Below are 21,095 nucleotides of genomic sequence, written 5' to 3'. Positions count from 1 at the left end.
CGGCACGAACCTCAGCACCCTCTTCAGCAACGTCGCCTCGAAGCTCTGAGGCAGCGATGCGCGGGCCCCTGAGCCGACGCTCGGGGGCCCAGCGCTGCAGGGGCAAGCGGGACATACGTAACAGGGGAGAGGAAAAAGTGGTCCAGGATCGTCATGAGGGACGACGCAGCCGTAGAGATCGCGGTGCGGCGGCTATCGAGTTTGCCCTCGTGCTCCCGCTGCTGCTTCTTGCCATAGCCGGAATCATCGACTTCGGTCGGGCCTTCTTCACTCAGATCTCGCTCACGAACGCCGCCCGGGAGGCGGTCCGCGCTGCTGTTGTGAGTTCCCCGAGTACTACCGACATCCAGAATCGAGCTCAGGCCGCGAGTCCAGGGCTTACAGTCACCACGTCGGCCAGCCTTTGCACGGCACCTGGCACCAACGCCTCCGTTACCGTCAGTTCGCAATTCAGCTGGATCCTCATCGGCCCCGCCACCAGTCTTGTCGGGTCGGCTATCACTCTTCCTCCCACTCTCTCTTCAACGGCGGTGATGAAGTGCGGCGGATAACGTCGAGGAAGTGCCTGTTGTTTCGGCGCAATCGCATGGACCGAGGTGCGGTGACGAGCATCGTCGGTGTCCTGCTCGCTGGCGGCGTCATCATGGGAATGCTTGCCATAAGCGTGGACGTTGGCAACATCCTTTTTGAGCGCCGGCAACTGCAGAATGGGGCAGACGCTGCGGCCCTAGCTCTGGCCCAGAGCTGCGCGAAGACGCCGATGGGTTCAGACTGCGCTTCTGCTGCGGCTGCTTCGGCTGGCTTGTCCAGCCTTGCGAGCGCGAATGCCGCCGACAACTCCGAAGGCCTTCCGGTCTCCGGGATCTGTGGGGATAACATTCCCAGTCTTCCGACCTGTGGAGCCGCGGGCTCGTACAGCGACCTTGCACAGTGCACCCCGCTTCCCAGTTGGGTGACCACCACGACGCCGTATGTCGAAACGCGGACGGTCACCAAGTCTGCGGGTGGGTCAACGGTCCTCCCCTCGTTCTTCGCCAAAGCCATGCTCGGCGGCGCCAACGACAAGGGATACACGGCGTGCTCGCGCGCCGCGTTCGGGCCACTTGGACAGACCGGCGCCTCGGTTCCGCTCGTCATCTCAAAGTGCAACTGGGACAAGGCGACATCAAAGAACACCCCGCCGTATGCGCCCTCGCCGCCCTACACGCCCGCACCGGACCTCACTGGTTCGTCGAACCCACCCATCCCGGCGTCTACGGCCTCATATGTGACTCAGATCTTCGGTCCGCTCAACGGCTCCGAGAAGGACAGCACTCTCGTGGAGAAGTTCGGTTGTCAGGGTGACCTGCCGAACCCCTCTGGCGCCTATGCCCCAGGCGGCTTCGGCTGGGTCGACACGGTCAGTGGTAGTTGCGCCGCATATTTCTCCTCCACAGGCACCCTGTCGAGCAGCACGGGAACACTCCCGACCACGTGCAAGAGTGGAGACCTGAAGTCGTTCGTGGGCACGGAGGTGGATATCCCCGTCATAACGGCTGTCTCCGGAACGGGCACCAACGCGTCCTTCACCGTTGACGGCATCTCGAGTTTCTTCTTTGCGGGCTACAGCAACATCTCCGGAGCTGGCCCCAGCGACTTCAACGTCTACGGGGGAAGCCCCTGCGCTGCGTGGAAGAGCCAGTGCATATGGGGCTGGTTCACTTCTCCCGTCCGTCCCGTCGGCCAGACCTCGGGCGGCGGAGGCACCCCGAGAGGCCCGATCGTCATCAGCCCCGCGGGCTGACCTCTCAGACTGTAAGGAATGTAGGAATCCATGAACCGCCGCATCATCGCAGTGCTCGTTGCCGTCCTCCTCGCCGTCGGAGGCGCTGCCCTTGTGATCACCTATGCGAAGAACGCCGACGCACGGGCTATCGCCGACGCGCAGCCGACCACTGTGTGGGTCGCGGACAAGTTGATTCCTTCGGGAACGACGCTCAAGGATGCTCAGCGCACCGACCTCATCGCACAGACCCAGGTCGCGGCCAAGGCGGTTCCCGCTGGCGCGTTGAAGACCATTGACGCCGACAACAATTCGCTGTTGGCCCTCTCGGATGTGCAGCCGGGCGAGATTCTCCTGTCCGCGAGATTCGGGACCACGCCGGTCGGGTCCAAGGCCATTGAGGTGCCGTCGGGGAAACTCGCAGTCTCGGTTCAGTTGAGCGACCCGGCGCGAGTGGGCAAATTCGTGACGCCCGGTACTCACATCGCCATCTTCTCGTCCTACCGGATCAAAGCTCTCGGAGATGACAAGCGCTCGAAGGCGATCAATGACAACGACGTCACAGGGACGAGCGTCCTCCTCGACGACGTCCTTGTCATCGGCATGGGAGACGCGGCGCTCGCGGCACCAATGCCCCAGTCCACCGACAAGGCAGACGCTAACGCGGCTCAAGACACGACACCCAGCTTCCTGGTGACGGTCGCCGTGACGCCGTCGCAGGCAACCCGCCTCGTGCACGGGATCAACGAGTACAAGCTGTATGCCGCCCTCCGAGGATCAGATGTCAAGGTCGACCCGAACGGGCAGGTCAACGACATGAACATCTTCACCTCGGGGGTTCTGTGACGATCCTCTGGGACCTCGACCCGCGGGCTCACAGCACGTACCGGTTCGCCCTGGGTGCCGATGTGGAGCAGATCTTCGCCCCGGCGCAGATCGGCCGAGCCCTGCAGGACAACCCGAACCACCACCTCGTCGTCATCGGACCCGACATACCGATCGAGCAGGCCTGCTCGATCGCCGAGCTCGAGAGGGTCGACCGGCCCGAACTCGGGGTGATCCTGCTGCGTCACCGCGTGGATGTGAACGCCCTCGCCCAGGCCCTGCGCGCCGGGGTCCGCGAGGTCGTCCAGGTGGACGACCAGCCCGCTCTGTCCGAGGCGGTTCGTCGAAGCCTGGCCCTGACCGAACAGCTGCGTGGCAACACGAGCGGTGCGTCGGCCTCTGACGGCAAGGTGCTCACGGTCTTCTCCGCGAAGGGTGGAGTCGGCAAGACGACCCTCGCGACGAACATCGCGGCCTACCTCGCCTCGACGGGCGCACGGACTCTGCTCGTCGACGTCGACCTCATGTTCGGCGACGTCGCGATCAGCCTTCAGCTCGTCCCGGATCGTTCGATGAGCGATGTCGCCGCGATGCGCGGGCGCCTCGACGCGCCAGGCCTGAAGTCCGTCGTCTCGACTCACCCGGAGAGCGGTCTCGACGTCATCCCGGCTCCGGCCGACCCCGGCGATGCCGACCGCATCCCGGCGGTCGTCGTCGAGGAGCTGATCCGCGTGGCGCGCGGCGAGTACGACTACATCGTCATCGACACGCCGCCCAACCTGACAGAGCACGTCCTCACCGCGTGCGACTTCAGCGACCTCACCATCCTCATCGCCACGCTCGACATCCCGGCGGTGAAGAACCTCCGACTCGCGATGAACACCCTCGACACCCTGGGCGCCTCGAAGGAGGCTCGCACGATCGTCCTCAACCGGTCCGACGCCAAGGTCGGGCTGCGCCAGGAGGACGTCGAGGCTGCACTCAAGTACCCGATCAGTGCCACGGTGCCAACGAGCTCGTCCGTCCCGGCCACCGTAAATCGCGGCGTCGTCGTCGTCCTCGACGAACCGAGGTCCCCTGTGGCCGCGGCGTTCCGTGAGGTCGTCGACCGGGAGATCCGGCAACGGTTCGGGGAAGAGGTCGATACCGGAGGAAAGCGCAGCTTCGGTCTGCGAAGGAGTAGGAAATGAGCAGTCTTGCAGATCGGCTCGATGCCGCCCGGCAGGCCCAGATCGCGCCTCATGCGCCCGACCCGGCCCCCCATGCGCGCCACCATGTCAAGCGTCGCGGCGTCGACCCCTTCGCCGCGGTCAAGGAGCGGGTTCACCAGGCCCTCGTCGAGGGCCTCGGACCTCGACTGTACGACCCGCACCTGTCCGAGCAGGAGCTCGCCTCGCAGGTGCGCACCACCCTGCAGCAGGTCATCGACTCGGAGCAGACGCCGCTCTCGCTCGCGGACCGCACCCGGATCGCGCAGGACGTCTCCGACGACATCCTCGGGCACGGGCCCCTCGAGCCCTACCTCCGTGACGCCGAGATCACCGAGATCATGGTCAACGGGCCGCACGACATCTACATCGAGCGCGACGGGCGAATCTTCCCCGCTGACGCCCAGTTCTCCGACGACGCGCACCTCCGTCGCACGATCGACAAGATCGTCGCCCGTGTCGGCCGCCGCGTCGACGAGTCCAGCCCGCTCGTCGACGCCCGCCTGCCCGACGGCTCGCGTGTCAACGCGGTCGTCGCGCCGATCGCCCTCGACGGCGCCCTGCTGACGATCCGAAAGTTCGCCGCCGATCCGTTCACCGATCGCGACCTCATCTCCTTCGGCACGATGTCGGAGACCGTCCGCGACTTCCTCGACGCGTGCGTGCGTGGCCGGCGCAACATCATCATCTCCGGCGGCACCGGCTCCGGTAAGACGACGACGCTCAACGTCCTCAGCTCGTTCATCCCGCAGGACGAGCGGATCATCACGATCGAGGACGCCGCGGAGCTTCAGCTCAACCAGGAGCACGTGCTGCGTCTCGAGGCTCGCCCGGCCAACATCGAGGGCCGTGGGGCGATCGCGATCCGTGAGCTCGTGCGCAACTCTCTCCGTATGCGTCCCGACCGCATCGTCGTCGGTGAGGTCCGTGACGGAGCCGCCCTCGACATGCTCCAGGCCATGAACACCGGCCACGACGGCTCGATCACGACCGTCCACGCGAACAGCCCGCGCGACAGCCTTTCCCGCCTCGAGACAATGGTTCTCATGGCCGGCGTCGAGCTCCCGGTGCGCGCCATCCGGGAGCAGGTGGCCGGAGCGGTGGACCTCATCATCCAGCAGTCCCGACTCAAGGACGGCTCGCGCCGCATCGTCGCCATCACCGAGGTCGTGGGGATGGAGTCCGACGTGATTACGCTCCAGGACATCTTCACCTTCGACTACTCGGCCGGACGCGACGAGGCCGGACGCTTCCGGGGCGGCCTCGTCCCGACCGGAATCCGGCCGAAGTTCACTCAGGATCTCGCCGATCTCGGCGTCGACCTGCCCATCTCCCTCTTCGCACGGATGAGCCTGTGACCCACCCGATCCTCAAGCGCATTGCCGTCACTCTCACCCTCGGGGTCGGCGCCGTTCTCGCCGTCGGAGGTCCTGCCACCGCCGCGGACCCAGTCACGGTGAGCATGACCCAGATCGCGTCGACCGAGACGGGGGTCACGGGGGTCCTCACGGTCCGCAGCGTGGACCCCGTGGAGATCGACCCGGCGTCACTGACGGCCAGCATCGACGGCGAGCTCCTGCCAGTGACCCTCCAGAAGAAGACGGAGCGCACCGAGCGCCGCTCGATGCTCGTCATCGACACCAGCGGCTCCATGGGGACGAGCGGCATGGCGACCGTTCGCTCGGCCACTGCGGCCTACCTTCGTGTCGTCCCCGATGACGTCCTCGTCGGGGTCACGTCCTTCGCGACCACCGCCGGGGTCGACCTGGCGCCCACCCGCGATCGGGCAGCAGTCCAGCGCGTCGTCAACGGACTTGCCTCCCGCGGGGACACGAGCCTGTATGCCGCCGTGCTGGATGCCGTGAGGGGACTCGGTGCCACTGGCGACCGGAGCATCGTGTTGCTCAGCGACGGCGCCGACACCCTCAGCACCAACAAGGACGCTGACCTGGCCCGCGCCGTGGCAGCCCTGCGCAGCGGGGGCATCCGCGTCGACGTGGTTCGCTTCAACACGAACGACCCGGACGCGACCACGGCGCTCCGAAGTTTCGCCTCGGTCAACGGTGGGTCCGTTGTCGCCGCGTCGAACTCGACGGCTGTCACGAATGCTTTCCGTGCCTCGGCCAAGGCACTCGACGCGCAGTCGCAGTTCCTCATCACGACGCCCAAGAAGTACAGCGGCAAGCACAGCGTCGTGGTCCGGGGGACGGCCGGCGCCAGCGACTTCCGCGTGGTGCAGGACGTCAATCTCGCGGCCGCCGCCGCGGCGCCCACGCCCTCCCCGACCGCGACCCGCCCAGCAGTCGCGCTCCCTGCGACGGCATCCATCGGGGCGGCTCCCAACGCGCCGTGGGCGATCTGGCTCGCCGCAGGCCTCGTCGGTCTCGCAGCATTCCTTATCGCCGCGGGTTCCTTGATCCCGACCACCTCGAAGCGTCAGCTCCGGGTCGCATCCATCGAGCAGTACATCGCCGCAACGACGCGACAACGCTCGCGTTCAGAAGGCAAGACCCATTCGGCGCCCTTGGCGGAGCAAATCGTCGGCATTGGCGAACGCGTCATGAGGGACCGCCGGGCGACGAAGAGCACGATGGCCCTGATCGAAAGGGCAGACCTCCCCTTCCGTGCGGGAGAGTGGCTTGTTCTTCGCGTCGTATCGGTCGTCGTCGTCACGAGCGTGTTCTACGTGATGTTCAGATCCCACCAGCTGCTCGGCATCACGATCGGAATGCTGATCGGGATCTTCGGTCCGCCCGCGATTCTCCGGTTCCTCGCCCGGCGGCGGGCGAAGGCCTTCGAACGGATTCTCCCCGATGTCCTCATGCTCGTGGCGACAAGCCTTCGTAGCGGCTTCGGCCTGCCGCAGGCGCTCGACGCAGTTGCGCGAGACGCGGCGGAGCCCGCAGCCAAGGAGTTCTCGCGCGCGCTGGCCGAAACGCGAATCGGCACCGAGATTCCCGACGCTCTAGAGCGAATGGCGGAGCGGATGGACAGCACATCGATGCGCTGGACCGTCATGGCCATGCGCGTCCAGCGCGAGGTCGGCGGCAATCTCGCCGAGACCCTCACCACCACCGCGGCCACTCTCCGAGAACGTGAGTCGTTGCACCGTCAGGTCCAGACGCTGTCAGCAGAGGGCCGGCTGTCCGCAGCGATTCTCATCGCACTGCCGTTCTTCGTCTTCATCTACATGTTGTTCGTCAACTATGCATACGTGAGCCTGCTCTGGACGACGACCCTGGGCCTCGTCCTGTCCGTCTTCGGGTGCGTCATGCTCGTGATCGGGGTGTTCTGGATGCGCCGAGTTGTGAAGATCGAGGTGTGACATGAGCCTGCTCTACGTCGGGGCCATCCTTATTGGCCTGGCTCTGCTGGCCGCGGTCCTCACGCTTGTTTCCAGTTCAAGCGGGCCCACCGGAGTGGCGAAGTCGCTCTCGCTGATCGAGAGTTCCGTCGGAGACCGCGAAGTGGTCAGAGCGGAGCTGAACGCGAAGGACCGGCTACTGGCACCCATTCTGAACCGGACCCGGACGTTGGCCATCAGGCTGTCGCCGACCGGCACTGCGGACAAGCTCGCCCGACGGCTAGACCAGGCTGGCAACCCGGCTCAATGGACTGTAGAACGGATCATGGGTCTCAAGGGTGCTTCGCTCTTGCTGGGCCTTTTCCTCGGATTCCTATACGGCGGTGGCCTCACTGCTCGGTCGATCCTCCTTTCCTTGGGTCTTGGGGCCAGCTTGTTCTTCTTGCCCGACCTGCTCGTCTACAACGCCGCGTTGCGTCGCCAAGACCAGGCGAGCAAGGGGCTCGCCGAGGCCCTCGACATGCTCAGCGTTTGTGTCGAGGCGGGTCAAGGCTTCGACGCGGCCCTGCTACAAGTCGCCCGCAACATCGAGGGTCCCATTTCAGGCGAGTTCGCTCGCGTCCTGTCCGAGATCCAGCTCGGCAAGTCCCGCGGCGAAGCCTTCGCTGGGCTGGGAGAGCGAATCACGCTTCCCGAGGTGAAGAACTTCGTCACGGCGCTCGTGCAAGCCGACCGGATGGGGCTTCCGATCGCAGGGGTCCTACGAGAGCAGACCTCGGTGATGCGGCTCGTGCGCAAGCAAAAGGCTGAAGAGCGAGCGCAGAAGGTGACCGTGAAGATTCTCTTCCCGCTGATGTTCTGCATCCTCCCAGCCCTTTTCATCGTCGTCATCGGACCCGGCGCCATCCGCATGATCGACGCGTTCACCAAGCTCTGACGCGCCCCGCCCCCCCATAACGGGGCCGAGCGGCATCCGGACCCGGCGCACAAAAGGAACCGGGCGCGACCCCTCGAAGGGGGGGCGCGCCCGGTGACTTCTCGTAGCCAGGGTCAGCGGCGGTCCTTCCACCGCGGCTTCTTCGCGGCGCTGCTACGACTGCCGCCGTCGCCCAGCTTGCTCAGCTCGATCAGCTGACCCGAGATGCGGGTGCTGCGTAGGGAGTCCCACGCGCCCGGCGGCAGATTGTCGGGCAGCTCGACGATGGAGTGGTCGGTTCGGATGTCGATGTGCCCGAAGTCCTGCCGACCGAGGCCGCCCTCGTTGGCGAGCGCCCCGACGATCTGGCGAGGCTCGACGCGGTGTCGCCGCCCGACCGAGATCCGGTAGGGCACGAGGTCGCTGCCAGCGCCCCCGCTCCGCCCACGCTCGATGCGCTGGCGCGGCCCGCGGTCGTCGCGCGCACCCCGGTCCCCGCGACCACCGCGGTCGTCGCGCCGGTCTCGGCTGCGATCCTCGAACGTCCGGGTCGGCCGCTCGGGCTCGGGTTCGAGGAGCATCGGCTCGTCGCCCTGGAGCACGACGGCGAGCGCTGCGGCGACGTCCGCCTCGGGCACGTTGTGCTCGTTGACGTAGTGCGCGATGACGTCGCGGAAGAAGTCGACCTTGTCGGTCGCGAGGGCCGCGGTGATCGCGTCGTCGAACCGGGTGAGGCGGGTGGCGTTGATGTCCTCGACGGTCGGCAGGTTCATCGGGGTCAGGGACTGGCGGGTCGCCTTCTCGATGGCCTTGAGCAGGTGCCGCTCGCGGGGCGTGACGAACGAGATCGCGTCGCCGCTGCGCCCGGCGCGGCCGGTGCGCCCGATCCGGTGGACGTAGGACTCCGTGTCGGTCGGGATGTCGTAGTTGACGACGTGGCTGATCCGGTCGACGTCGAGCCCGCGCGCGGCGACGTCCGTCGCGACGAGGATGTCGAGCTTGCCCGACTTGAGCTGGTCGACGGTGCGCTCACGCTGGTTCTGGGCAATGTCGCCGTTGATCGCCATCGCGGAGAACCCGCGGGCGCGCAGCTTCTCCGCGAGCGTCTCGGTCTCGTTCTTGGTTCGGACGAAGACGATCATCCCCTCGAAGTTCTCGACCTCGAGGATGCGGGTCAGGGCGTCGACCTTCTGCGGGTAGGACACCATGAGGTAGCGCTGGGTGATGTTCGGCGCCGTCGACGTCTTCGCCTTGACGGTCACCTCGACCGGGTCGGTCAGGTACTTCTTCGAGATCCGCTTGATCTGTGTCGGCATCGTCGCCGAGAAGAGGGCGACGTGCTTGTCGTCGGGGGTGTCAGCGAGGATCGTCTCGACGTCCTCGGCGAAGCCCATCTTGAGCATCTCGTCGGCCTCGTCGAGGACGAGGAAGCGGAGCTCGCTGAGGTCGAGCGTGCCCTTCTCCAGGTGGTCCATGATCCGGCCGGGCGTGCCGACAACGATGTGGACACCGCGGCGCAGCGCGCTCAGCTGCACGCCGTACGCCTGGCCGCCGTAGACGGGTAGGACATGGACGCCCTTGATGAAGGTGGCGTACCGCTCGAAGGCCTCGCAGACCTGCAGCGCCAGCTCGCGGGTGGGGGCGAGGACGAGCGCCTGCGGCGACTTCTGCTTCAGGTCGAGCTGGCTGAGGATCGGCAGGGCGAAGGCGGCCGTCTTGCCGGTGCCCGTCTGGGCGAGGCCGACGACGTGGCGCCCCTCGAGCAGAGCGGGGATGGTCTCGGCCTGGATGGGTGACGGGTACTCATAGCCGACGTCCCGGAGGGCCTTGAGGAGGCGCTCGTCGAGACCGAGGTCCGCGAAGGAGACCCGGTCGGTGGGCTCGGACTCGTCGGGGCGTGGCTGCTCGCTGTGGTCACTCACCCCTCGACGGTAGTGCTTGCCGGGCGGGACCGCGGCATTCTCGGTTCGGGCGTCGACCGGCACTGCGGCCGGCCGACGCCCATCCCTCCCGCGCGCCTCAGAAGAACAAGGGGGGCTGGGCGTTGCCCAGGTGTGGGTCGTCCTTGCCGCACCGCGCGCAGGCCCGGTAGCGACCGCCGTCCTCAGTGCTGAAGCCCTTCCACACATGGTGGAGATTCGTGCGGCAACCGAGGGGCGATCGACCCTGCGACTCCTCGGCGAGCGGTTCGCCGTCGGTCAAGGCTGCCCGCATCGCGGCCGAGGTGCCCATCACACCGAAGGCATAACGGAGGGCGGCCAAGGGACTCAGCGAATACATCTCGGCGATGACCTCGTCCCGGTGGCGTGAGCGCTCCTCGTCCGGGAGTCCGCGCGTCGTTCGATCCATCGAGCGGGTCGCGAGACGCGTCGCGACGAGGTGACGGTGCTTGACCGCCGAGGGCGAGGGCGACGTGCTCATGATGTTCCCCCTTGAGGTCGGAGCGTGAGGCCGACCCGGGCCCGTGCCTTGGCCGAGAGTGCTCGCCTTGCAGCGACGGCACCCGACTCCGTGAGGCGGTAATACCGACGGGCGGGCCTTCCTTCGACGCTTGGGTCGATGTCCTCCCAACGGGACTCGAGCCAGCCCACTCGTTCGAGCCTGGCAAGGATCGGGTGCACGGTCCCACTGGGGAGGCCCGCCTCCTTGCCGATCTCCGATCCGTAGCGCTCGCCCGTCAGGTCACCGAGGAGCACGTCGAGAACAAGCTGGGTCGCGATGGTCATCTTCGGTTGCATAGTCGTACTCTACCTAGGGGTGCCGAGAACGGCAACGGCCGGGCCCGAACCTGTGCGGGATGGCCCAACTCGCCCGGGACGGCAGGCCTCACCGCGAGCCGGCCCAGCGGCATACCGACTGAGCTCGGACACGACAACGGGCGCGCCACACAGAAGGAGCGCGCCCGTGACCTACAGGGGAAGGGTCAGCCGGCGGCGACGTCGACGGGCTCGTCGACCGTCCCCGAGACGGCGCGCGAGAGGGCGCTGAAGAGCTCGCCGAGGGCGGCCTGCTTCGCGTCGGATACGGTCAGCTCACCGGTCGGCGAGACGTCCTCCGGGAAGACGAGGCCGGTCTCGCCGACGACGTCGGCGTCGACGTGGCGCAGGACCTTGGCCAGGTCGGCCGTGGCGTCGGACGCGCCCGTCCAGCCGTAGCCGACGAGGGCGATCGGCTTGCGCTGCCACTCGGCGTAGAGGTAGTCGATCGCGTTCTTGATCGGGGCCGGGAAGCTGCGGTTGTACTGCGGGGTCACGATGACGATCGCGTCGGACTCGAAGACCTCGGACGCCCACGCCTTGGTGTGCTCGAAGGCGTAGTTGCCGTTGCGCGGCATGTCCTCCTCGTTGAAGAAGGGCAGGTCGATGGCCGACAGGTCGAGCAGCTTCACCTCCCACTCGTCGGCGGTGGCCTGAGCCGAGGCCTGAGCGGCGACCCACTCGGCGACCTTGGGGCCGATGCGGCCGGGACGGGTGCTGGAGACGATGACTCGAAGTTGCTTCACGTTTCAACTAAACGGGGTGACCCTCCGGAGCATTCCCGTATGCCGTGTGGCATGGTTCACGTCGGCTCTGGGCTGTCTGCCCTGATGCGGAGGTCAGGCCCTCGCTTGGGGGGTGCGGCGGCGGGCGTCCGAGACGTTGACGGGTCCGCCTGGACGGCGGTCGACCTCGAAGAGCCCCACCGCCTCCACGAGGTCGCTGAGCTTGGTGTAGCCGTAGAGGCGAGGGTCGAAGTCGGGCGACTGCTTGATGAGGATGCTCCCCACCGCACCGAGTGCGGCCCAGCCGTTCTCGCCCGAGGCTGCGGCGATGGCGGACCGGAGCTGGCTCACCAGACGGGTGTCCTGCTTGAGGTCGGTCGCGGACTGCGGCGAGGCAGAGCTGGGCTCCTCGGGAGCGCTCTTGAAGATCTCGGTGTAGATGAACTGGTCGCACGCGGTGACGAAGGGTCGAGGCGTCTTCTTCTCCCCGAACCCGTAGACCCGTGTTCCCGACTCGCGGAGGCGTGAGGCGAGCCTCGTGAAGTCGCTGTCGCTCGAGACGAGACAGAAGCCGCTGAACGTACCCGTGTAGAGCAGGTCCATCGCGTCGATGATCATGGCGCTGTCGGTCGCGTTCTTCCCGCTCGTGTACGCGAACTGCTGGATGGGTTGGACCGAGTGGCCGAGCAGGCTCTCCTTCCACCGCCCGAGCTGAGGCGTGGTCCAGTCGCCGTAGATGCGTTTCACGCTGGCGACCCCGAACTTGGAGATCTCGGCCAGCAGGCCGTCGATGATTCCCGGGTCTGCATTGTCGGCGTCGATCAGGACGGCCAGGCGCTCGTTTCCCCCTGTGGTCTCAGTCATGAGCCAATCCTCACGGTTCGACGTGCCCGAGAGGTCGCTGCGCCGAAAATGGTTGCTGCATCTTGCAATCCGGTCAGCTCGCGCACTCCCTGAGCCGCCGCGACGTATGCCGTTGGGCCGGGTGAGTGCCCGCCCAGCCGAGGTCGTTCGGGACGTTCCACTGTCGGTGGTCGAAGGTATGTTCGAATCATGGGGCAGGGAGTCGCGACGGCGCACCGACCTGGCGGCTTCTCGGGCGTCAGGTCCCGGAGGGCTGCCGGCGCGCGATCGGCTCGGCGGCTCGCGCCTGGCGACGCCCCTCGTGGTGCCTATGGTGAAGTGCTCTGGTGGCGTGCTGCCAGGCGCCCCGCCGAGCCCGCGGTCGACTGTTGCGGCGGTGAGTGCGCCTGCCACGACCGGACCGGCTCCGCGGCGCGCTCGGCCCGAGACCTGCTCGACCTAGCCGACCCACTCGACCTAGCCGACCCACTCGACGTTCCCGACCTGCTCGACGTTCCCGACCTGCTCGACCTTCCCGACCTGCTCGAGTCGCTCGTGTCGAAGGTCGTGGCTCTCGCGACGGAGTGCCCCACCTGGTCGCTGCCGGAGCCCCACGTCGGTGCGGCGATCGGCCAGGCACAGCGTCTGCACGAGACGGCCCAGGCACTCGTGGCCGTCCTCTGACGCGAGGCCGGGGAGCGCGGGCTGGGCGTCGACGACGGTCTGTCGCAGCCGGACTGGCTCCGGACGCAGGCGCCCGGACTTCAAGGTCCCGCTGCTGCCCGCCTCGCAGTCGTGGGAGGCGCGATGCGCGAGCAGCGATGGAGCGTCTTGGGCGACAAGGTCGCTGCTGGCTCGACGAGCGTCGAGCACGCCGCAGCCATCATCCGCTTCGAGCGGGATGTTGCATCCATCGCCGACCCTGACCATCTCGCCGGCATCATCGAGGCGATGGTCGACAACCTCGAGGCACTGAGTGTGAAGGAGCTCGCGCGTCTGATCGCCCACGCCCGTGCGACCCTCAAGCCCCCGGCCGCGCTCGACGACGAGGACGCGAGGAGGCGACTGGGTCGCGCGTTCACCAAGGTCGGCAAGAGCGCCGGGATGACCGAGTACCGTCTGCGCCTCGACCCCGAAGGAGCCGCCATCATCGATGCGGCGATCGACCCGCTGGCGCGGCCGCGGCCTGACCTCGCGTGGGACGGTGCGCAGAAGGACGACCCCCGGACGTACGCAACGCGGTGCGCTGACGCTCTGCTCGAGCTGGTTGGCCGCGCTGTCGGCTCGCCTGACGGAGTGGCGCGGACCGAGCGGACCAGGCTCGTCGTCACCATGTCCGCGGCCGCGCTCCTCGACGGGATCCGAGGAGCCGGAAAGGCTGACAACGATGAGATCCTCTCGCCGGGAACGATCCGCCGCCTGGCGTGCGACGCGGGCGTCATTCCGGTCGTGCTGGGCGGACCCTCGGAGGTTCTCGACGTGGGACGCGAACAGCGCTTCTTCACGCCCGCGCAGCGCCGCGCCCTGACGATCCGCGACACCACCTGCACCTTCCCGGGCTGCACGATGCCGCCCCAGTGGTGCGAGGCCCACCACGTCACGCACTGGGTCGATGGCGGTCCGTCCGACCTCGGCAACGCCGCCCTGCTCTGCGGCCGGCACCACACCGTGGTCCACGTCAGAGGTCTGACGGCGACGGTCACCGGTCGCGGGGTCACCTGGCACGTCTAGCGTGCCCGCCCCGAGCCCGGCCGCGGGGCGGCCGGGCGATGGTCCATGCCTCGACGAACCTCCCTCGGCCGCTCGTCCGATGCCGACCCTTCGGGCATGGCTGGTCAGGTGGTGCGTTCGGTCAGGGGGCTCACTTCTTCGCGGGCGTACTGGTGACCGTGACGGTCACGGTGTGGGCGGGGCTGGTCGTCGGAGTGCCGATCCGGCCGGAGGCCGCACCCACGATGAGGGCGATCATCACGACGAGCACGAGCGACGCGGCGTAGGCGAGCGACAGGGCCTTCGGCGGCGTGTTCACGGTTGGGTCCCTCCGGACATGGCCTGGCCGGCGCCGCCGTCCCACAGCTCGAGGAGGGGACCGGCCTGCGCCGGATCGACCAGCAGCGCTGCCTCTTGGGCCCGCTTGGCGTTCGCGTCGGCGGATGCCTGGGCCTCGGCCTTGCCCTGGCTGCCGATCTGGGCGCCGAAGACGGTGCCGATCAGTGTGCCGACGAGGGTCGTCACCGGACCCACCGCGGTCGCCACGTCGGTCGCAGCCGCATAGAACGAGATGGCGATGACGAAGACGCCGAGGACGAGCAGGAACCCGAGCGCCACGAGGTCCCGGCCCAGGTGCATCCGGAGCATGTCCAGTGCGGTCCCCGACTTCTCCGGGTCTGCAGCGGGGGCGCCCGCTGGTGGCTTGTTGGTTGGATCGGCTGTCATGCGACCTCCCGAAACGCGAACCTGATGCTCCCAAACGTAGGGCTCGACAGGTCCACCCGAGGCCCATTCGTACGAACCGCCCGACCTTGACGCGAAACCCACCTCCGGCCCGGTCTGACCCAGACACGCGAATGCCGCTCGCTCCACGGCAAGGGAGCGAGCGGCATACGGCGAGATGGGCTTGCGAGCCGGGCGTCAGTCGCCCGGCGACATGCCCCGCTTGATCAGGTCCATGACCGAGCTGTCGGCGAGCGTCGTGACGTCGCCCACCTCGCGGCCCTCGGCCACGTCACGCAGGAGGCGGCGCATGATCTTGCCGGAGCGGGTCTTCGGCAGCTCGCTGACGATCATGATCGAGCGCGGCTTCGCGATGGGACCGATCTCCTTGGCGACGTGGTTGCGCAGCTCCTGCACGAGGTCGCCGCCCTCGCCGGGCTCGTCGGCCTCGGCGACGGCCTCCTGGCGGAGGATGACGAACGCGCAGACCGCCTGGCCGGTCGTCTCGTCGTTGGCGCCGACGACGGCCGCCTCGGCGACTTTCGGGTGCGACACGAGTGCTGACTCGATCTCGGCCGTTGAGAGCCGGTGGCCGGAGACGTTCATGACGTCGTCGACGCGGCCGAGCAGCCAGATGTTGCCGTTGGCGTCGTACTTCGCGCCGTCACCGGCGAAGTAGTACTTCTCGCCGAACCGCGACCAGTACGTCTCCTTGTAGCGCTCCGGGTCGCCCCAGATGCCGCGGAGCATCGACGGCCACGGCTTCGTGAGGACGAGGTAGCCGACCTGCTCAGGCGTCGTGAACGGCTCGCCCATGTCGTCGAGGATCTCGGCGCTGATGCCGGGGATCGGACGCTGGGCCGAGCCCGGCTCGAGCTCGGTCACACCCGGGAGCGGGCTGATCATGATGGCGCCCGTCTCGGTCTGCCACCACGTGTCGACGATCGGGGCGCGGCCCCCGCCGATGTTCTTGTGGTACCAGAGCCATGCCTCGGGGTTGATCGGCTCACCCACCGAGCCGAGGAGACGCAGCGAGCTCATGTCGAACTTCGCGGGGATGTCGGCGCCCCACTTCATGAAGGTGCGGACGGCGGTGGGGGCGGTGTAGAGGATCGTCACCTTGTAGTCCTGGACGATCTCCCACCAGCGTCCCTGGTGCGGGGTGTCCGGCGTGCCCTCGTACATGATCTGGGTGGCGCCGTTCGTGAGCGGCCCGTAGACGATGTAGGAGTGCCCGGTGACCCAGCCGATGTCGGCGGTGCACCAGTAGACGTCGGTGTCGGGGTGGACGTCATGGACGACGGCGTTGGTGTAGGCCGCCTGCGTGAGGTAGCCACCCGTCGTGTGGAAGATGCCCTTCGGCTTACCGGTCGTGCCCGAGGTGTAGAGGATGAAGAGCGGGTGCTCGGCCTCGAACGCCTGGGCCTCGTGCGTCGGCGCAGCCTTCTCGAGGGCCTCGTGCCACCAGAGGTCCCGGTCGTTCCACGCCGTGTCCTGTCCGGTGCGCCGGACGACGAGCACGTTGGTCACCGACGTGTCGCCGTGGTCGAGCGCGGCGTCGACAGCGGGCTTGAGCGCCGAAGGGGCGCCGCGGCGGTATCCGCCGTCGGCCGTGATGACGACCTTCGCCTTCGCGTCCTCGATGCGCGAGTGGAGCGCTTCGGCGGAGAAGCCGCCGAAAACGACCGAGTGCGGGGCGCCGAGGCGGGCGCACGCGAGCATGGCGACCGCGGCCTCGGGGATCATCGGCAGGTAGATCGCGACGGTGTCGCCCTTGCGGATGCCGAGGTCGGCGAGCGCGTTGGCGGCGCGCTGCACCTCGGCGTGGAGGTCGGCATACGTGATGTCGCGGGTGTCGCCCTCGGGCTCGCCGACGAAGTGGATCGCGACGCGGTCACCGCGTCCCGCCTCGACGTGTCGGTCGACGGCGTTGACGCAGGCGTTGAGCTCGCCGTCGGCGAACCACTTCGCGAAGGGCGGGTTGCTCCAGTCGAGCGCCTCGGTGAAGGGCCTGCTCCACGAGACGTAGGTCCGGGCCTGCTCGGCCCAGAACCCCTCGTGGTCGGCGGCGGCCTTCTCGTAGAGATCGGCGGTTCCGTTCGCCTTCGCCGCGAGCTCCGCGGGTGGGGTGAAGCGGTGGCCGTCGGTCGAGTTCGTCAGCGTGTCGCTCACGGGATCTGCCTTTCGCATCGTCGATGGTGCTGGTGCAACTCAACCGAACGGTAGTTCGCCCAACAAGGTGTTGTGACCTGCGTCTCGCGCCCTACTCGACAGTAGCCCGGCGAGCGGGCCGCCAGCCGCGACGAGCGGTCGCCGATCAGACAGAATGCCGTGGTGCCCAGTCAAGCAACAGAGGTCTCCATCGACGACGAAGTGCCCGCTAACGCGCCATCGGGAGGATCGGCCCTGATTCGCGCTTTGTCGCCGTATCTGCCCGGAGCCATCGCTGCTGTCGTCATTCTCCGTGTGCTCCGTCCGGTACGAGACCCCGACACCTTCTGGCACTTGCGGACAGGGGACTATCTACGTCAGACGTGGGAGTTCGTCCTCAGTGACCCTTGGAGCAGCGCGAGCGAGAAACGCTGGATCCTCAATCAGTGGCTTCCCGAGCTGGCCATGAGCGGTCTAGCCCAAGTATTCGGGCTGGGAGGGGCGGCGTTGTATTTATCTCTGGCGACGGCCGGAATCTTCACCGCCTTATGGGTGGCGTGTCGACACAGAGCCTCCGCCCTGGTCGCAGCTCTGGTCGCTGTTGTCGCTCTCTTTACCATGTCAGCGAGCCTGTCGCCGCGCCCCCAGTTGGTGACCTTCGCACTGACGGTCGTGACGGCGGATGCGTGGCTGCGCACGTCCGAAGACCTCCGCCCCCGCTGGTGGCTCATTCCGGTCTCGTGGCTCTGGGCCTGCTCCCATGGCATGTGGTTCCTGGGACCGGTGGTGGGCGGTCTGGTAGTGCTCGGTATGGCCTTCGAGCGTCGCGTCGCGCTACGAAGGTTGGCCCCTCTGGCTGCCATTCCCCTCATGTCGTTCGTCGTTGCAGCCTTCACTCCGGTCGGACCCGTGCTCTTGGCGTCACCATTTCAGGTCGGTGAGATCACGGCTTACATCACAGAGTGGCAACCGGTTTCAGCGACAGAACCAGTCTTCATCGCCGCCTTGCTCCTCGTGGCGGTTGTCCTCATTCATGCGGCCCGCGAGGCGGAGGGTCGGCGGTGGCATGTGTTTCTTCTGCTGCTGCTTGCACTCGCCCTCGCCTTTACGTATGCACGGACCGTCGCCATCGCGGGCGCGGTGCTGGCCCCCTTGGCAGCAGCGGCGCTCCAGCAGTTGACCCGTCAGGACAGATCCCCCGTGACGCGACGCGAGGTGGGCCTCTCCGTCTGCTTCGGTGCAGGCGCACTGGCCCTCGCGGCCATCATCGCCTCCACGGGCCTTCGGAGTCCCGGGTTGGGTCCGAATGGTCTCAACGCACAACTAGACGCGCTCCCTTCGCGGACCGTCGTCTGCAATGATTGGATCGACGGCGGTTGGCTCATCTGGCGACACCCCCAGCTCCGCGTGACGATCGACCCTCGGGCCGAGATTTACTCCGTGAAGCACATCCGCGGCTACCAGTCCTTCGCCGCGGCCGTCCCGGGTTGGGAGGACTACGTCCGAGACACCGGGTGCCGGTACGCGCTCGTAAGCCAGACAAGTGCGACGTACGAGGCGCTGACGAAGCAGGCCAAGTGGCGGGTTGCTGCGAGTGCTGACGGATCAGCGCTGCTTCAAGCACCCTCTCCCTAGCGCAGATTGGCACGCTCCGGGCCGGTCAGTACGCCATGCCCATCACCGCCCTGACCGTCGCGAGGCTTCGTTCGGCGACCGCATTGGCGCGGGCGTTCCCCTCGTGGAGCACGCGCGTGACGTATGCCGGGTCGCGAGCGAGGTCGGCCCGGCGGGCCCGGTGGTCGGCGAGGGTCTCGTTCACCGCCTCGGTGACGACGTCCTTGAGCGCCCGGGCCCCGCGGTCGCCGATCGAGTCGGCGATCGCCACCGGGTCCTCGTCGCGCAGGAGCCCGGCCAGGGTGAGCAGGTTGGCGATCTCGGGCCGGCGTTCGGGTTCGAAGGTGATGCTTCGCTCCGAGTCCGTGCGCGCCGACCGGATCCGCGAGGCCGTCTCGTCCGCGGTGTCGCTCAGGTTGATGACATTGCCTCGGCTCTTGCTCATCTTCGCCCCGTCCAGGCCGAGGAGCAGGGGAACGTCGCTGAGCAGCGCCTCGGGCTCGGCGAACACACTCTGCCCAGCGGCATACCGGCTGTTGAAACGACGCGCGATGGCCCGGGTCTGCTCGAGGTGGGGGAGCTGGTCCCGGCCGACGGGGACGATCCGGGCGTGGCAGAAGAGGATGTCGGCGGCCTGGTGGACGGGGTAGGTGAGGAGCAGACCCGTCAGGGGGCGGGCGCCCGTCGCGCCGAGCTCGTCCTTGACGGTCGGGTTCCGGCGCAGCTCTGCATCGGTGACGAGCGACAGGAAGGGCAGCATGAGCTGGTTGAGCGCCGGGACCGCGCTGTGGGTGAAGATCGTCGTGCGCTCGGGGTCGATCCCGGCTGCGAGGTAGTCGAGGACGAGCCCCCGGACGTTGTCGCCCACCGCCCCCACCGAGTCCCGGTCCGTGATGACCTGGTAGTCGGCGATGACGACGAAGGTCTCGACGCCCTTGTCCTGCAGACGAACCCGGTTGCGCAGGCTCGCGAGGTAGTGCCCGATGTGGAGCGGGCCCGTCGGCCGGTCGCCGGTCAGCATCCGGAACCGCGTCGGGTCGCTCGCCGCATGCCCGTCGATGAGGCCGTCGAGGACGGCGCTGCGGTCGCGCGCGGCGGCATACGTCGTGCTCTCGTCGACGTGGACCGGCAGCGGTTCGGCGTCAGAGAGGTCGGGCGGCGTGGGAAGGGCCTGGGTGGGCTGGGTCTGGGTGGAAAGAGTGTGGGTGGTCATGGCTTGTCTCCTGTGGGTCGGTGCCCACGGGACCTGCGCCGTCACGTCCTGCCAGACATGCATCGAGCCGCCCGTGGGCGGCTCGGAAAGGGTTCGTCGAAGGGCCGCCTCAGCTGGGCAGCCACCACGCCTGGGTCGTGAACGAACGCATGCGTCGAGGGTAGCCGCGCTCGGGCCGACCTGTCGATCTGGCTGGCGCGTCAACCCTCGAGGAGAGTCTCGGCGCGGCGCGACTCCATCGGTCGCGGGGCCGTCGCCGACGTGGACGGCAGGCCCCGGAGCCGCGGCTTCTCCAACAGCCGATAGCTCACGAAGACAGCGGGCACGAGGATGGCCAAGGCGATGAGCACGCGTATGGACGGGGCGACCTCCGGGAGGGCCCACCACGCGGTCCAGAGCACAGGAAGGTGCCAAAGGTAGAGGCTGTAGCTAGAGAGGCCGAGGGCCCGCATGGGCCGCGACTCGAGAAGCCGTTGGCTGAAGCCGTTGGTGCCGGGGCGCTGGTCGAGGATCACGTAAGCCGCGATGACCGCGATGGGGAACATCGAGTATCGGTAGAGGACGAGACCGGCGACATTGCTCGGGAGGAAGACGATCACGAGGAAGAGGACGAAGGCCATGTCTGACACGCGTGGTTCACGTCCGGGGTAGCGGCCCTCCGAGCGTTGCACGTGACCGAGGGCGAGGGCCGCGCCGACGAGCATCACCGCGAGGTTCGCGAGCGGTGCGTAGTAGAAGGCGAGAGGCGACAGCGGCAGAGAGGCGAGGTAGAGCATGCACGCGAGAGCGAGCGCCACCCTGCGCATTCGTTCAGCGCCGACCTGACGCACCCGAAGCGTGAGGACGACGAGAGGCCACAGGAGGTAGAAGAGCCATTCGACTGTGAGGCTCCAGGCGTGGAGCCAGCCCTGGTCAGGCATGGCGCCGGCAAGGTGGAAGAAGGCCGTCGTCTGGGTCAGCACGATCGCGGCTGCTCGAATCGCGTCCCCCGCACTCTCCGGACCGAAGTACGCCATGACCGGGGCGCAGACGATGACGACGCCGACGAGCGGAGGGTAGAGGCGAGTCGCACGTCTTCGTAGGAACGTCGTGTACACGCTGCTGAGGTTGGGAAGGGCGGCCGCCCACAGGATCCTGGTGATGAGGTAGCCGGACAGCACGAAGAAGACGAGGACGCCGACCTGCCCCCCACCTGCACGTGGCATCAGCCCGGTCAGGAACAGGAAGTGGAAGTACACGACCGCGACGGCCGCCAGACCCCGCAGACCGTCGAGTTTCGCATCTCTTGAGTGTTCGGCCATCCGACGATTGTGGGGGCCACAGGGGGATTTGTCCCGCGATCGGG

20 protein-coding genes are annotated in these 21,095 nt (G+C 67.6%); 10 read left to right on the top strand and 10 right to left on the bottom strand.

Annotated elements, in window-relative coordinates:
- Positions 1 to 56 precede the first annotated feature (56 nt).
- The 7 genes from N865_RS22095 to N865_RS00850 are packed head-to-tail and all read left to right on the top strand — an operon-like array spanning position 57 to position 8,036.
- Positions 57 to 551 (top strand): TadE/TadG family type IV pilus assembly protein, encoded by a 495-nt coding sequence (locus tag N865_RS22095; RefSeq protein ID WP_084327823.1) that lies wholly within the window; start codon positions 57 to 59, stop codon positions 549 to 551.
- 50 nt (positions 552 to 601) lie between these two features.
- A complete protein-coding gene (locus N865_RS22550; protein ID WP_169735674.1) occupies positions 602 to 1,783 on the top strand; it encodes a pilus assembly protein TadG-related protein in 1,182 nt (393 codons plus the stop codon).
- Between the two features lie 30 nt (positions 1,784 to 1,813).
- Positions 1,814 to 2,608, top strand: coding sequence for a Flp pilus assembly protein CpaB (cpaB, locus tag N865_RS00870; RefSeq protein ID WP_034800446.1), 795 nt, complete (start codon positions 1,814 to 1,816; stop codon positions 2,606 to 2,608).
- Entirely contained in the window at positions 2,605 to 3,777 is a 1,173-nt protein-coding gene (locus N865_RS00865; protein ID WP_034800444.1) for an AAA family ATPase, read from the top strand. Before cpaB ends, N865_RS00865 begins: the two co-directional genes overlap by 4 nt.
- Entirely contained in the window at positions 3,774 to 5,153 is a 1,380-nt protein-coding gene (locus tag N865_RS00860) for a CpaF family protein (protein WP_034800442.1), read from the top strand. The genes N865_RS00865 and N865_RS00860 overlap by 4 nt, the downstream gene beginning before the upstream one ends.
- On the top strand, positions 5,150 to 7,120 hold the full coding sequence (locus N865_RS00855) for a type II secretion system F family protein (protein ID WP_157557493.1): 1,971 nt from the start codon (positions 5,150 to 5,152) through the stop codon (positions 7,118 to 7,120). The genes N865_RS00860 and N865_RS00855 overlap by 4 nt, the downstream gene beginning before the upstream one ends.
- A gap of 1 nt (position 7,121) precedes the next feature.
- On the top strand, positions 7,122 to 8,036 hold the full coding sequence (locus N865_RS00850; protein ID WP_034800440.1) for a type II secretion system F family protein: 915 nt from the start codon (positions 7,122 to 7,124) through the stop codon (positions 8,034 to 8,036).
- A 113-nt stretch (positions 8,037 to 8,149) separates the two neighbouring features.
- Here N865_RS00850 and N865_RS00845 read toward each other — a convergent pair whose 3' ends face one another.
- The 5 genes from N865_RS00845 to N865_RS00825 form a co-directional block, all read right to left on the bottom strand.
- Positions 8,150 to 9,937: a DEAD/DEAH box helicase gene (locus tag N865_RS00845; protein WP_034800530.1), complete on the bottom strand. Its 1,788-nt coding sequence runs from the start codon at positions 9,935 to 9,937 to the stop codon at positions 8,150 to 8,152.
- A gap of 97 nt (positions 9,938 to 10,034) precedes the next feature.
- Positions 10,035 to 10,436: a hypothetical protein gene (locus N865_RS23390; protein ID WP_034800439.1), complete on the bottom strand. Its 402-nt coding sequence runs from the start codon at positions 10,434 to 10,436 to the stop codon at positions 10,035 to 10,037.
- Positions 10,433 to 10,741, bottom strand: coding sequence for a PadR family transcriptional regulator (locus tag N865_RS00835; protein WP_034800529.1), 309 nt, complete (start codon positions 10,739 to 10,741; stop codon positions 10,433 to 10,435). The genes N865_RS23390 and N865_RS00835 overlap by 4 nt, the downstream gene beginning before the upstream one ends.
- A gap of 197 nt (positions 10,742 to 10,938) precedes the next feature.
- Complete coding sequence (locus N865_RS00830) at positions 10,939 to 11,517, bottom strand: NADPH-dependent FMN reductase (RefSeq protein WP_034800438.1); 579 nt, start codon at positions 11,515 to 11,517, stop codon at positions 10,939 to 10,941.
- Positions 11,518 to 11,610: 93 nt separating this feature from the next.
- Positions 11,611 to 12,360 (bottom strand): NYN domain-containing protein, encoded by a 750-nt coding sequence (locus tag N865_RS00825; protein ID WP_034800437.1) that lies wholly within the window; start codon positions 12,358 to 12,360, stop codon positions 11,611 to 11,613.
- Positions 12,361 to 12,678: 318 nt separating this feature from the next.
- Here N865_RS00825 and N865_RS00820 point away from each other — a divergent pair, with 318 nt between their 5' ends.
- Positions 12,679 to 13,023 (top strand): hypothetical protein, encoded by a 345-nt coding sequence (locus N865_RS00820; RefSeq protein ID WP_034800436.1) that lies wholly within the window; start codon positions 12,679 to 12,681, stop codon positions 13,021 to 13,023.
- A 123-nt stretch (positions 13,024 to 13,146) separates the two neighbouring features.
- Positions 13,147 to 14,070, top strand: coding sequence for an HNH endonuclease signature motif containing protein (locus N865_RS00815; RefSeq protein ID WP_051509752.1), 924 nt, complete (start codon positions 13,147 to 13,149; stop codon positions 14,068 to 14,070).
- A 130-nt stretch (positions 14,071 to 14,200) separates the two neighbouring features.
- Here N865_RS00815 and N865_RS22540 read toward each other — a convergent pair whose 3' ends face one another.
- The 3 genes from N865_RS22540 to acs all read right to left on the bottom strand — a co-directional run bounded on the left by N865_RS22540 (position 14,201) and on the right by acs (position 16,962).
- Complete coding sequence (locus N865_RS22540; protein WP_157557492.1) at positions 14,201 to 14,368, bottom strand: hypothetical protein; 168 nt, start codon at positions 14,366 to 14,368, stop codon at positions 14,201 to 14,203.
- On the bottom strand, positions 14,365 to 14,775 hold the full coding sequence (locus N865_RS00810) for a hypothetical protein (protein ID WP_157557491.1): 411 nt from the start codon (positions 14,773 to 14,775) through the stop codon (positions 14,365 to 14,367). The genes N865_RS22540 and N865_RS00810 overlap by 4 nt, the downstream gene beginning before the upstream one ends.
- A gap of 195 nt (positions 14,776 to 14,970) precedes the next feature.
- On the bottom strand, positions 14,971 to 16,962 hold the full coding sequence (gene acs / locus N865_RS00805) for an acetate--CoA ligase (RefSeq protein WP_051509749.1): 1,992 nt from the start codon (positions 16,960 to 16,962) through the stop codon (positions 14,971 to 14,973).
- A 144-nt stretch (positions 16,963 to 17,106) separates the two neighbouring features.
- Between acs and N865_RS00800 the strand changes: the two genes are divergently transcribed.
- Positions 17,107 to 18,558: a hypothetical protein gene (locus tag N865_RS00800; protein WP_157557490.1), complete on the top strand. Its 1,452-nt coding sequence runs from the start codon at positions 17,107 to 17,109 to the stop codon at positions 18,556 to 18,558.
- 25 nt (positions 18,559 to 18,583) lie between these two features.
- Here the strand turns inward: N865_RS00800 and trpS are convergent, their stop codons facing one another.
- Positions 18,584 to 19,750 carry a tryptophan--tRNA ligase gene (gene trpS / locus N865_RS00795; protein WP_084327822.1) on the bottom strand — a complete coding sequence of 389 codons (1,167 nt, stop codon included), beginning with the start codon at positions 19,748 to 19,750 and terminating at the stop codon, positions 18,584 to 18,586.
- Positions 19,751 to 19,950: 200 nt separating this feature from the next.
- Positions 19,951 to 21,051, bottom strand: a complete 1,101-nt coding sequence (locus N865_RS00790; RefSeq protein WP_084327821.1) for an acyltransferase family protein — start codon at positions 21,049 to 21,051, stop codon at positions 19,951 to 19,953.
- Positions 21,052 to 21,095 lie beyond the last annotated feature (44 nt).

It is taken from the genome of Intrasporangium oryzae NRRL B-24470 (assembly GCF_000576595.1).
Classification (GTDB): Bacteria; Actinomycetota; Actinomycetes; order Actinomycetales; family Dermatophilaceae; genus Intrasporangium_C; species Intrasporangium_C oryzae.
Note: the sequence above shows the minus strand (reverse complement) of the source record. Positions and strands in the feature narration are given on the sequence as shown.

Excerpts from the sequence above, each read along its gene's own strand:
- N865_RS23390 (WP_034800439.1), bottom strand. The coding sequence starts at position 10,436 with ATGAGCACGTCGCCCTCGCCCTCGGCGGTCAAGCACCGTCACCTCGTC.
- N865_RS00810 (WP_157557491.1), bottom strand. The coding sequence starts at position 14,775 with ATGACAGCCGATCCAACCAACAAGCCACCAGCGGGCGCCCCCGCTGCA.
- cpaB (WP_034800446.1), top strand. The coding sequence starts at position 1,814 with ATGAACCGCCGCATCATCGCAGTGCTCGTTGCCGTCCTCCTCGCCGTC.
- N865_RS00825 (WP_034800437.1), bottom strand. The coding sequence starts at position 12,360 with ATGACTGAGACCACAGGGGGAAACGAGCGCCTGGCCGTCCTGATCGAC.
- acs (WP_051509749.1), bottom strand. The coding sequence starts at position 16,962 with ATGCGAAAGGCAGATCCCGTGAGCGACACGCTGACGAACTCGACCGAC.
- N865_RS00835 (WP_034800529.1), bottom strand. The coding sequence starts at position 10,741 with ATGACCATCGCGACCCAGCTTGTTCTCGACGTGCTCCTCGGTGACCTG.
- N865_RS00815 (WP_051509752.1), top strand. The coding sequence starts at position 13,147 with ATGCGCGAGCAGCGATGGAGCGTCTTGGGCGACAAGGTCGCTGCTGGC.
- N865_RS00850 (WP_034800440.1), top strand. The coding sequence starts at position 7,122 with ATGAGCCTGCTCTACGTCGGGGCCATCCTTATTGGCCTGGCTCTGCTG.
- trpS (WP_084327822.1), bottom strand. The coding sequence starts at position 19,750 with ATGACCACCCACACTCTTTCCACCCAGACCCAGCCCACCCAGGCCCTT.
- N865_RS22095 (WP_084327823.1), top strand. The coding sequence starts at position 57 with ATGCGCGGGCCCCTGAGCCGACGCTCGGGGGCCCAGCGCTGCAGGGGC.
- N865_RS00860 (WP_034800442.1), top strand. The coding sequence starts at position 3,774 with ATGAGCAGTCTTGCAGATCGGCTCGATGCCGCCCGGCAGGCCCAGATC.
- N865_RS00790 (WP_084327821.1), bottom strand. The coding sequence starts at position 21,051 with ATGGCCGAACACTCAAGAGATGCGAAACTCGACGGTCTGCGGGGTCTG.